Here is a 10,510-nt window from a genome sequence, read left to right as displayed (position 1 = left end):
GCCCATCTGATCGACGCCTGCCTCACCGAGACCGGACTGATCATGGACGGCTGAGCTCAGCAACAGCCGACATCACGCAATCAAGCTCAGTAGCGCGGTAGACAAGAAAGCGGGGCGCAGCGGGCGGCCGCCCCGAAGGGGCAGGCACGGCCAGCAGACCGGTGAGCGGGCCGCAGCGGCGGCTATGGCACTACAGATGATCTTGTCGGCTACGTTTCGTCCGTGACGAATCAGCAGCAGGGCGACATCCACGACATCCGTGAGTGCGGTTGGTGTGGGGAGGAGATGACCTACCCGCTGCGGCGCTGCGAGGACAGCTGGGAGTTGTGCGCCGCGTGCGGCGCGTGCTTGTGCGATGACGAGGAGGGCGACGAGGTCTGCTGGAAGTACCGCGACCAGTCGCGCCGGTGCTGACGACGGCGTGCTCGTGGTGGTGTTCGTCGTCCTGGTGCGCGTGGCTGGTGGGGTTGTCGGCCCGAGGTCACGGCGGTACGTGATCCGGATGACGTGCGGTACACGAGTCCGCGGCTGTCGGCGAACCAGCCCTGGCTCGATCCGAGCGGCCAGGAGTCGGCCAGGGGCGAAGCCGCGGTGCCGGGTGCCGGCACTTCTCGACGAAGACCCGGCCATCGTCCTTGGCCTCGGTCACCCCGGCCCGAGCGGCCGCCTGGACCGGCTCAGGGAGCAGCAGGCCAGACCGAGCGCACACCGCAACCCCGGCCACGTCGCAATCCCCCTCTACGCCAGCGCCGACACCCGGGCGACCCCTGGGCACTGTCATCCGCGAGCTGGACCCCAACGGGGCGGACTACTCGATGGTGATCCTGGACAACCAGGCGGTACCTGCCAAGGTCGACACGGTCGTCTCCCTCATGAAGCTGCTCTGGCACGGGCACCGCGACCGCCACCCCGGAGGACAGACCAGCGCACCCATCACGGTGGAAGCCGCCCACGCCGCCGTCCACATCGCGGTGCTGCTCGTCCAGCTCCTCAGCTCCAGCTCCGTGACCCGGACTCCCTGAGCGCTCCTATGCCGACAGCGGGGCAGCTTGTGGTCGCCGCCAGGTTCCGTCACGGTGGGACGGTGACGAAACCTCACCAGTCGCCGGTGCGTGTCTGCGCCGGGCCCCGCTGCGGCCGCCTCCTTCCGGCGCCGGCCGCGACCGGCCGGCCCGGCTTCTACTGCGGGCAGGCGTGCCGTCAGGCCGCGCTGCGCAAGCGCCGCCTCGACGAGCAGGCCCCCGCACTGCGGGTGCAGGCCCGGAACCTGCTGGACACGCTCGATCCGGCGCTGGCCGCCGAGGTGCTCGGGCGGCTGGAAGAGATGGACGGTGAGCAGCTCGACCTCACCGTCCGGCACGCCCAGGCCGTGGCCGAGCACCGGGCGGCCCTGCACCAGGTCCTCAGTGTGGAGGATCTCCCGGTCGGCGTCCGACCGGCTGAGGACTCAGTCGTACCGGCGTCGGGATCCCGTCCGGCCGGACGCGGTCCGCGTCCCGGGCCCGGCCAGCAGCCCGTCCCGGCCGAGCTGCTCGGTCTCTTCCTCGAATCCCGCCCCCTGTCCGCAGGCGAGAGCGGGTAACTGCTGGCGATTGGGCTACCGGGCCCAGCCGTCGGCCTGCTCCTCGTCCAGCGACTCGTCCAGGTCGGCCATACCGATGCCGTGGAACAGCTCCAGCTCCTCCGCCTGCGCCACCGACGAGATGCGCCGCCCGCTGGACTCCACCAGCGCCACCGCGTCCCGCTTGAACTCCCCCGAGTACCTCGCAGTACCCATGAGGACATCCTCTCGACGGACCCCAAGATCCGCTTCTCAGAGGTCCACTCGGCGGGGTAAGGCCCACTAGATGTCAAGCCCGGCGAAGGCGAGTGCCCCGCGGACGCAGGCCGCACGCTGTGCAGGATCAGCGGCCGCCTCCTCACCTCTACCGCCACCACTTCCAACCTCGGGCCCTGGCCTCCTGCCGCACCTGCCGCGACCTTGCCGAAGCGGCACCGACCCGCCCCTGCGCCCAGGAACGCTACGACCTCCTCCAGGCCGACGCCCCCGCCGGCCCGCTGCGCGAGGACCTCCTCACCGCGCTGCGCCGGGGCGCGCGCATCGCGATCTGAATCACCGGCCGGGCGACCGTCCTCGCTCGGCACTACGCCGGCCTCGACGAGCTGACCAAGGGCGCTGGTCCGGCCGCTGCGGCGCTCGCGGCCGGCGGCCCGTCCGTCACGCCGGCCCGCATCAAGGACACGGGCCGCCACCAGTACCTCGTCGTCCTGCCCTTCGACGCCCCGCCCCTGATTGCCCGCGGACCGCTGCCTCTCAGGCCCCGTCCGGCCTCACCATCCTGCCCGCCGCGCCCGCCCGCTGAGCGTGGGCCGACGCGCGGCCTGCGCTCAGGCCCGGGCCGCCTGCAGCGCCGGCTGCAGACCGTCCCCACCCACCCGGACGTGTGCGACGGCCTCGCCGCTTGCGAATCGGTCGGGGGGAGCGGAACCGGCGAGCGCGTTTCACGTGTCCCCTCAACTGGTGGTCACATGACGGACGATCACGCACCGCGCCTCGCTGTGGGGGAGCCCCGCTCCTCCGCGAGGTGAAGCCGAGAGCACCATGAAGGAGATCCGATGATCGGTGGCATGCTGTTCCTTCTGGCCTGTGGGCTGACCTTCGTCGTGGCGGTGGTCATGGCGGTGCGCGGGACCCGGAAGGCCGTGGGAGCCACGCGGGTGGGCACGGGGATCAAGGGGTTGGCGGAGCAGCCGGGTTGGCGTCTGCACCACCTGAAGTCGCCCCGCTGGGAGGGCCACCTGGCCCACTTCCCCTGGCTGACCGCCCAGACCCGCCCGAGCGAGACGGCGAGCGGGCCGCTCACGCTGACCGGGCCGCTCACGGGCAAGGAGGTGACGGTCTCGATCCTCATCAAGCAGCTGGACGGCGACGTCGACATCTGGCTGGCCGTCTGCACCAAGCTGGCGCAGCCGCTCCTGCGGGCCACGCTGGAACGCGACTGGAGCAGCGCGGCACAGCACATCCGGTGGCCGCAGGGCCTGGTCTACGGCCCGCGCGGCGAGGACACCGCCGCTCTGGAGGAGGCGCTGCTGCACGGCGGACTGGAGGAGCGGCTGCTGGCCGTCGGGGCGCCGGCGGTGTCCTTCCTCGGCAGCGAGGTGTGCCTGCTGTGGCACCCGATCCCCGACGGCCGGGCGCTGGGGGCGCTGACCGCGGCGGTGGCGGACCTGCTGCCCGTCCTGGTGCGCGCGGCCGCCCACCAGGACGGCCCGGCCGACGGGCCCACCGGCGACGGCCCGGCCCAGGCCCCGCAGGCCTGAGCCGGCCGGCCGCCACCCAGCGGTCTCAGCGCGTGGTGCCTCAGCGCTTGGTGCCGTCCACGATGACGGGCGTGCCGTTGGCATCGCAGGGGCTGGCGTGGGCGCCGCGGCCGCGGCCGTAGGCCTCGTTGAGGTTGACCGCGCGCAGTCGGGCCAGCAGGCCGATCCGGGCGCGCAGGGCGTCCGTCTCGGAGCGGATCAGCCGGTCGACGGCCACCGCGTCGCCGTCGGCGAGCGCGCGCAGGGCGTCAAGCTGAACGGCCTTCAGCTCGGCCAGGACCACCAGGTCCTCCTCCGCCCACCCGGGCTCACGGCTGTACTCGATGCTGCTGCCCGAAACGGTGAGGCGTTCGAAGACGGCGGCGAGGCGCCCTTCGGACGCACGCTGCGAATCTACTCGCGCAACGACGTGGCTCGACCACGACTTCACCGACGACCATGGAACCCACAATTCCCTGTTGAATCGGCGTGTCTGAGCCGTTTGAGAGGGGTCGCCGGTGAGCTGGCGGGTGTTCTGGGTGCCGCAGGATGCGGCTCGGCACAACGGTGTTCGGGCCGGGCTGGTTGAGGGCTGGAAGGATCTTGCCGAGCGGGAGGAAGCTGTCGGGGTACGCGCGGGCGATCCGATCTTCCTGTCCCCTGACTACCGCATCGATCCGCTTCTCGCTCTCTACGGGCAGTCGCGTGTCTTCCGCGGCTACACCGCCGAGACCCGGCGCAACTACGCGACGGACCTGGTACTGCTGTTGACGTTCCTGTGGGGCCGGGGCGGGTGTGGCCGGAGGCGGTGGCGCGGGATCTGGAGGATTTCGAGCACTGGCGGCGGTTCGCGGAGGACAACCCGCGGCGGCGCCTCGCGGTTTGTCAGAGCCGGCTGCGCCGGACGACGTGCCGGGCGGGCGGGGCGGCCTCGGTGCCGCGCAGGACGAGGTGCGGTGCGGGTGCGCTCCAGCCAGCTCATGACCTGGCGCAGTGTGGCGGGGTCGAGGGTGCGGGTGAGGTCGCGGACGACCTGGTGGTCGTCGTCGGTGAGCGTGTGGAGGCCGGCACGGTCGAGGGCGGTGTAGAGGGGCTGGGCGGTGGTGCCCGCGAGCTGGCGGTGGGCGGAGTCGGTGGTCCGGCGGGCCTGGTAGGCGGCCTCGGCTGCCCGGTCGGCGATGTCGCGGAGGTGGCGTTCGGCGTGCAGCGCGTGTTGGAGGGCGGTGTCGTGGTCGGGGTCGTAGCACTCGGCTCCGACTCCGGCCCTGCGGCGGGCCGGCTGCCCCGGTGACGAAGACGAACTCGCGCTCCGGCCCCGACAGGCCTTGCGTCCTGCCCGCCAATCCGTCCTGGATCCAGACGCCCCGCACCTGCCGGACCTGCTGGAACTCCTATCCGGGGCCGCCGAGGTCCACCCCGGAACCCCATCGAAGGGGCCGCCTCCGGCGCGGACCAGGCCGCGCATCTGTGGTGCGAGAAGCAGGGCCTGACCGCTGAGCACCATCGATGTCACCCCGTTGACTGGCAGGCTGAGCGACTGGTCCGGCCGCAGGACTGGCGGCTCGCCGGCCCGGAGCGGAACACTCGGATGCTGCTCGAGGAGAGCCCGCAACTGATCGTCGCCTTTCACGATCACTTCGATCCGGCTTCAGGCGGGACGTCCGACATGTGCCTGCGCGGCCTGCTCATGAACGCGCCCGTCTGGCTCGTCTCCGGCGAGGATCCTGGGACAGGGCGCTGGCTTAGACGGGAGAGCTTCCCGGCCAAGCGGGCTGCCCGGGTCAGCCGCGAGCTGGGGGTCAGCTCGGACCCTCCGGGGCTGTTCGATGTCCCTGCCTTGTGATTCAGCGCCGATCACCCGCGGCAGCCGCAGGGCATCCGACGTCGCGGTATGTGTCCGAGTAGCTGGGGCCAGCGGATGGATCCCATTCGGCCTGACTAGGGACGAACGCCTGTGTCGGAAGCCGGTGCCACTCGGAAGCGAGCGAGCTGGCACTCGCGAACGGTGAAGACTTCCCCACTCCCAGTTGAAGGCCGCGGCAGGTAGGGCGGCGTCGTTCAACGGGAGTCGGGTGGCCGCGTGTTTCGCTACCGTCGGTGACGGTCTCCGGTAGCTCAGGAGCGTGCAGTCGTACTCGGCTGCGCTGAGGTCGTGCGGGCCCGGTTCTCACGGATCTCGTCGTGGTGGGCGGCGGCCCAGCCGACCAGGGACGTGGCGATCTCGTGGAGGCCACGGCCGAGCGGGGTCAGGGCGTACTCGACGCGCGGGGGCACTTCGGCGTAGGCGGTGCGAGAGATCAGCCCGTCCTGCTGGAGTTGGCGCAGGGTGAGGGTGAGCATGCGCTGGGAGATCCCGGGGACTTGGCGCTGCAGGTCGGTGTAGCGCAGCGGGCCCGGTTCCAGGACGGCGATCAGCAGCAGGCTCCATTTGTCGCCGACGCGGTCCAGGACCTCGCGGATGAAGGCCATGTGCTCGGCGGGGATCGCCGCGCACGGCCCGATCGCCGCCGCCCCGACCGCCTCCGCCCCACCGGTCGTCGCCACTTCGCTTGCCCGTTCCATCACGCACATTCCTCTCCGGCACACACACGAATGTGCCTTTTGTACCGCCTTCCATACTGGTCCACCATGGCGCTACGAACAAGTCGTAAGAATTGGAGGTGCGCGGTGAAGGTGGACATCTGGTCCGAGGTGACGTGCCCCTGGTGCGGGCTGGGCCATCACCGCCTGGAGCAGGCCGTGGAGTGGTTCGAGCACGCCGGCGAGGTGGAGGTGGTCCACCACTCGTTCCCGCTCAGCAGCAGCTTCCCCGAGGACCGCACTTTCTCCGTCCGCGAGGCGCTGCTGCGACGGCACGGTGTCGGCGGCGGTCAGGCCGAGGCGTCGACCCGGCGGATCGAGGCACTGGCCGCGGCCGAGGGACTGAGCCCCTACCGGGTGCTGGACAACCAGGTCGGCAACACCGACCTGGCCCACGAGTTCCTCGCGCACGCCTCCGCCCAGGGCAAGAACCGCGAAGCGTGGGACGCGATCTTCGACACCTACTTCGGCAAGGCCGAGCCCGTCTTCTACCTGGACGACCTGCTGGCGCTGTCCGACACCCTGGGTCTGGACCGCGAGCAGACCCGGCAGGCCCTCGCCCAGCGCCGCTACCGCGAACAGGTCCGCGACGACGCGGCCCGCGCTCAGCGCCTCGGCGCGACCGGCGCCCCGTTCATCGTCATCGACGGCCGATACGGCGTCCCGGGCGCCCAGGACAGCGACACCCTGCTGGAACTGCTCCGCACCGCGTGGAACGACACCCACCCTTTCACCCCCGCTGGTGGCGACGCCCCGGCCTGCGGCCCGGACGGCTGCGCCGTCCCCGTACACGGCTGAATCCCCCACCAGCCCCCATGATCTCGAACCGAGGAGTCCGATGAACGTCCTGCTGTGGGTCCTGCAGGGACTGCTGGCCGCGGTGTTCGCGATGGCCGGCGTCATGAAGACGACCCAGCCGATCGACAAGCTCGCCGGCACTCTTCCCTACACCAAGGACCTCGCCCCGGGCACGGTCCGGCTGATCGGCGCGGTCGAACTGGCCGCCGCGCTCGGCCTGGTCCTGCCCGCCGCCACCGGCATCGCGGTGGTCCTCACCCCGCTCGCCGCCGTCGGCCTCGCGGTGGTGATGGCGCTGGCCGGCACCTTCCACCTGCTCCATCGGGAGTACAGCGCGATCGGCATGAACGCCGTGCTGCTGGCCCTGGCCGTCGTGGTGGCCTGGGGCCGCTTCGGCCCGTACTCCTTCTGATCCCTCCGAATCCATCTCCGGCCGGCCCGCCGCCCGGCCCTTTGCCCACGAAAGGCGATGACTCCCCATGACCGACCTGCTCGTCCTCGGCGGCAGCGGCCGCACCGGTATCCACGTCCTGGCACAGGCCGCCGAACGCGGCCACCGCGTCCGCGCCCTCGTCCGCGATCCCTCCGCCGTCCACGCCCCGACCGGTGTCGAGCTGATCCAGGGCACGCCCGCGAACATCGACGACATCCGCCGGGCCGCCCACGGCACCCGGGCGGTGATCAGCGTGCTGAACAACGCCCGCGCCTCCGACAACCCCTGGGCCAAGCCGGTCAGCCCGCCGATGTTCATGACCGACGCCGCCCGCAACACCCTGACCGTCATGGCCGAACAGGGCATCCGCCGGATCGCCCTGGCCTCCTCACAGGGCGCCGGCGACGACTGGGCCCGCCTCAACCCCCTGGTGAAGGCGTTCATCAACCTGTCGAACATCAAGGCCGGCTTCACCGACCACACCGGCGTCGACCAGGTCGTCCGCGCCTCCGACACCGACTGGACCCTCGCCCGCGCCGTCGCACTCACCGACAAGCCCGCCACCGGCCCCCTGCGCGCCGCCGACCCCGGCACCACCGCGCCCGGACGCTGGATCAACCGGGCCGACCTCGCCCGCTTCCTCCTCGACGCCGTCGACGAGGAGACCTGGATCCGCAGCACGCCGCTGGTGTGGAACGCCCGCGGCTAACTGGCCGTACACGGGGACCGCCCGCCAGCGGGGAACGCGCGGCCGTACGCGTGGAGAGGATCTTGACTGCTGTCATCACACGGCGGAAGACCGTGCCTGCCCGATCTTCATCGCCCGTCCCCGCCGGCCTGGGCCGGCTCGCCACCGGCCGCCCTGCCGAGCCCGGGGAACACCCGCAGCTGCTGGACCGCCTCGCGACCCTTCCCGATCCACGTAAAGCCAAGGGACGCCGCCACCCCCTCGCCTTCGTCCTCGCACTCGCCGCGTGCGCGGTACTGGCCGGCGCGAAATCCCTGACTTCGATCGCGGAATGGGCAGCCGACGCCCCGGCCGCTGTTCTCACCGCCCTCGGCGGCCCCAGCCGCGAACCCGCCGGGCCCACCGCCCCGGCCGAAGCCACCGTACGTCGGGGCCTGCAGCGCGTGGACGGCGACGCCCTCGACGAGGCGATCTGCGCCTGGCTCGCCGCCCGCGACCCCGACCGACCGCCACCCGACCATGACCTGGGCAGACGCGCCCGCCGCTCGCTGGCCGTGGACGGCAAGACCGTTCGCGGCGCGCGCCGCGCCAACGGCACCCAGGTCCACCTGCTGGCCGCGATGACCGGGACCGGCCTGGTCGCAACCCAGCGTGAGGTCGGCGCCAAGAGTCGAGTAGCCGGGGGGAGTTTCGCCCCCCGGCTCTCACGGAACCGTGCGTAAAGATCTCCCTTTACACGGCTCTTGCCATCCTGATCACCAGCCCGAGGACGCTGCGGTGGTCACCTTCCAGTGGGCGAACATGCGGGGATACCGCTTCGCGATCTCCCGCATCTTCCCCAGGGCCTTGCGCAACGCCGCGAGTCGCTTGTACTTCTTGCGGATCCAGCGCACCAAGTAGGCGTTGATGCGCTGTAGGAGAGGGGTCAGGGCCGATCGGTAGAACCGGCCGTAGTAGTTGACCCAGCCCGCCACGATCGGGTTGATCCGTCGGGCGAGCTCAACGAAGGAGAGGTCGGACCGTCGATGAAGACGCCAACTGCGTACTTCCCCGCCGATCCTCTTCAAGGCGTCCTTGCTGATCGCAGGTTCGAAGGACAAGAACTGCCTGCCCTGCTTGTCCTGCGACTTGCGCGCGCGGAACGTGTACCCGAGGAAGGTGAACTCCCTGTTCTCATAAGAGCCCTGGCGTTTCCCGTCCTGGCAGTACACGATCCTGGTCTTGTCGGGATGCAGACGCAGTCCGACTTCCTCCATCCTGCCCATGAGCGCGGCCAGCACCTGGCGGGCCTGACGCTCCGAGACGCAGTGCACGACCGCGTCATCGGCGTAACGCTCGAACGTGACGGTGGGGAACTCCCGGTCCAGCCACATGTCGAATGCGTAGTGCATGAACAGGTTCGCGAGCACGGGCGATACCGCTGAGCCCTGTGGGGTTCCACGGTCCCGCTGTTGCAAGGTGCCATCGGGCAGTTGCAGCGGTGCTTGGAGCCACCGCTTGACATACAAAATCACCCAAACGGCGTCGGTGTGCGCTTCCACGGCCTTGACGATGAGGTCCCACCGGACGCTGTCGAAGAACTTCTCGATGTCGAACTCGACCACCCAGTCCTTCCTCCAGCAGCGTTCCCGGCAGGACTCCACCGCGTCCAGCGCCGACCGCCCAGGCCGGTAGCCGTAGGAGTCCTCATGGAACACGGGTTCCACCCGGTCCATGAGATGCCTGGCCACCACGGTCTGGGCGATTCTGTCGGCCACCGTGGGCACGCCCAAGATCCTCACGCCACCGCCGGGCGACGACTTGGGGATCTCCACCGCTCGCACCGGCGGTGGAAAGTACGTCCCCGACGACATGCGATTCCAGATCTTGTACAGATTGTTCTTCAGATCCTTCTCGAAGTCCTCGATGGACTGCCTGTCCACCCCCGGCGCACCTTTGTTCGCCTTCACTCCCTCGTACGCCTCCCAGACCGTCCGCCTTGAAATATCAAACGGCTTGGTCGATGACTTCAACGTGTCCATGCAGTTCCTCCCGGAGAACATCCGGTTGTCTGGATACACAACGTCACGAATGGCCCGACCCCTTCGCTCCACCCCCATTACAGAGGCTTCATCACTACTACGAGCCGGTCCGCCGGCGCACCTCGCATCGGTACTCGGCCCCTCGCGGTTCCAGCCGCTTGGGATACTCCCTCTCGCCGCTCCTACCAGGGCGGACAGTGTCGAGGAGCGCCTTCTCCTGTTCCGTACGGAAGCGGCAGATCAGGCTCACGTCGTCTTCATGCCGGACACCGCCTGGCCAATAAGCGGGCACCCGCCAGGCTCATCCCGGGACCCATTAGACACCCCGGTTCTGATGTCGTCTAAGATCTTTCGACACTTCAGCAACGATTCACTTGCGTTCGTCTTCCTGATCCCCACCTGACGCCTCTTACGGCGCCTTTTCCTCAATCGCTCACCACGACAGTCTTCGGCTAACGCAGCATGAGGCGGTTTGAAGCCTCCCCCGCAGGGCGGCTCCGAAGGGCCAAACACCTTCATCTCCCGTACAGCATTACTTCAAGCAGCTTTCCTACAATCAGCTCCCCTACGTATTCAGGACACACCCAACGAAATCACTGAACCGCCCCGGGTTCGATAGAGACCTCAGCTTGTGGTTGTGACCTGTGGTTTTGCAGTTGTGAGGTGGTAGGTGTTCTCGTACTCGACGGG

At 69.8% G+C, this 10,510-nt stretch carries 15 protein-coding genes; 11 read left to right on the top strand and 4 right to left on the bottom strand.

The features are described from left to right. Positions 1-222 precede the first annotated feature (222 nt). From AB0J08_RS39715 to AB0J08_RS39705, 3 genes are all read left to right on the top strand, one after another. Positions 223-414, top strand: a complete 192-nt coding sequence (locus AB0J08_RS39715; protein ID WP_360644448.1) for a hypothetical protein — start codon at positions 223-225, stop codon at positions 412-414. Between the two features lie 401 nt (positions 415-815). After that, on the top strand, positions 816-1,022 hold the full coding sequence (locus tag AB0J08_RS39710) for a hypothetical protein (protein WP_360644445.1): 207 nt from the start codon (positions 816-818) through the stop codon (positions 1,020-1,022). A gap of 62 nt (positions 1,023-1,084) precedes the next feature. After that, positions 1,085-1,582, top strand: a complete 498-nt coding sequence (locus AB0J08_RS39705; protein ID WP_360644442.1) for a hypothetical protein — start codon at positions 1,085-1,087, stop codon at positions 1,580-1,582. Between the two features lie 15 nt (positions 1,583-1,597). Here the strand turns inward: AB0J08_RS39705 and AB0J08_RS39700 are convergent, their stop codons facing one another. Continuing rightward, positions 1,598-1,777: a transposase gene (locus tag AB0J08_RS39700; protein WP_360644439.1), complete on the bottom strand. Its 180-nt coding sequence runs from the start codon at positions 1,775-1,777 to the stop codon at positions 1,598-1,600. A 119-nt stretch (positions 1,778-1,896) separates the two neighbouring features. Here AB0J08_RS39700 and AB0J08_RS39695 point away from each other — a divergent pair, with 119 nt between their 5' ends. Then, on the top strand, positions 1,897-2,112 hold the full coding sequence (locus tag AB0J08_RS39695) for a hypothetical protein (protein WP_360644436.1): 216 nt from the start codon (positions 1,897-1,899) through the stop codon (positions 2,110-2,112). 516 nt (positions 2,113-2,628) lie between these two features. After that, positions 2,629-3,321 (top strand): hypothetical protein, encoded by a 693-nt coding sequence (locus AB0J08_RS39690; protein ID WP_360644433.1) that lies wholly within the window; start codon positions 2,629-2,631, stop codon positions 3,319-3,321. 40 nt (positions 3,322-3,361) lie between these two features. Here AB0J08_RS39690 and AB0J08_RS39685 read toward each other — a convergent pair whose 3' ends face one another. Continuing rightward, positions 3,362-3,751, bottom strand: a complete 390-nt coding sequence (locus tag AB0J08_RS39685; RefSeq protein ID WP_360644431.1) for a hypothetical protein — start codon at positions 3,749-3,751, stop codon at positions 3,362-3,364. Positions 3,752-4,108: 357 nt separating this feature from the next. Between AB0J08_RS39685 and AB0J08_RS39680 the strand changes: the two genes are divergently transcribed. Both AB0J08_RS39680 and AB0J08_RS39675 read left to right on the top strand, forming a co-directional pair. Then, positions 4,109-4,591 carry a hypothetical protein gene (locus tag AB0J08_RS39680; RefSeq protein ID WP_360644428.1) on the top strand — a complete coding sequence of 161 codons (483 nt, stop codon included), beginning with the start codon at positions 4,109-4,111 and terminating at the stop codon, positions 4,589-4,591. 297 nt (positions 4,592-4,888) lie between these two features. Next, complete coding sequence (locus AB0J08_RS39675) at positions 4,889-5,143, top strand: hypothetical protein (RefSeq protein WP_360644426.1); 255 nt, start codon at positions 4,889-4,891, stop codon at positions 5,141-5,143. 272 nt (positions 5,144-5,415) lie between these two features. Here the strand turns inward: AB0J08_RS39675 and AB0J08_RS39670 are convergent, their stop codons facing one another. Next, on the bottom strand, positions 5,416-5,862 hold the full coding sequence (locus tag AB0J08_RS39670) for a helix-turn-helix domain-containing protein (RefSeq protein ID WP_360644423.1): 447 nt from the start codon (positions 5,860-5,862) through the stop codon (positions 5,416-5,418). A gap of 105 nt (positions 5,863-5,967) precedes the next feature. Here AB0J08_RS39670 and AB0J08_RS39665 point away from each other — a divergent pair, with 105 nt between their 5' ends. The 4 genes from AB0J08_RS39665 to AB0J08_RS39650 all read left to right on the top strand — a co-directional run bounded on the left by AB0J08_RS39665 (position 5,968) and on the right by AB0J08_RS39650 (position 8,521). Continuing rightward, on the top strand, positions 5,968-6,678 hold the full coding sequence (locus AB0J08_RS39665; RefSeq protein ID WP_360644420.1) for a DsbA family oxidoreductase: 711 nt from the start codon (positions 5,968-5,970) through the stop codon (positions 6,676-6,678). A gap of 40 nt (positions 6,679-6,718) precedes the next feature. After that, entirely contained in the window at positions 6,719-7,090 is a 372-nt protein-coding gene (locus AB0J08_RS39660) for a DoxX family protein (RefSeq protein WP_360644417.1), read from the top strand. A 67-nt stretch (positions 7,091-7,157) separates the two neighbouring features. Then, positions 7,158-7,820, top strand: coding sequence for an NAD(P)H-binding protein (locus tag AB0J08_RS39655; protein ID WP_360644414.1), 663 nt, complete (start codon positions 7,158-7,160; stop codon positions 7,818-7,820). 62 nt (positions 7,821-7,882) lie between these two features. Continuing rightward, a complete protein-coding gene (locus tag AB0J08_RS39650) occupies positions 7,883-8,521 on the top strand; it encodes a transposase family protein (protein WP_360644411.1) in 639 nt (212 codons plus the stop codon). A gap of 33 nt (positions 8,522-8,554) precedes the next feature. Here AB0J08_RS39650 and ltrA read toward each other — a convergent pair whose 3' ends face one another. Further along, complete coding sequence (gene ltrA / locus AB0J08_RS39645) at positions 8,555-9,820, bottom strand: group II intron reverse transcriptase/maturase (protein ID WP_360644408.1); 1,266 nt, start codon at positions 9,818-9,820, stop codon at positions 8,555-8,557. Positions 9,821-10,510 lie beyond the last annotated feature (690 nt).

This window comes from Kitasatospora sp. NPDC050463, from assembly GCF_040655255.1.
Taxonomy (GTDB): domain Bacteria; phylum Actinomycetota; class Actinomycetes; order Streptomycetales; family Streptomycetaceae; genus Kitasatospora.
The sequence above is the reverse complement of the archived record's forward strand: the minus strand, read 5'-3'. Positions and strand labels throughout refer to the sequence as shown.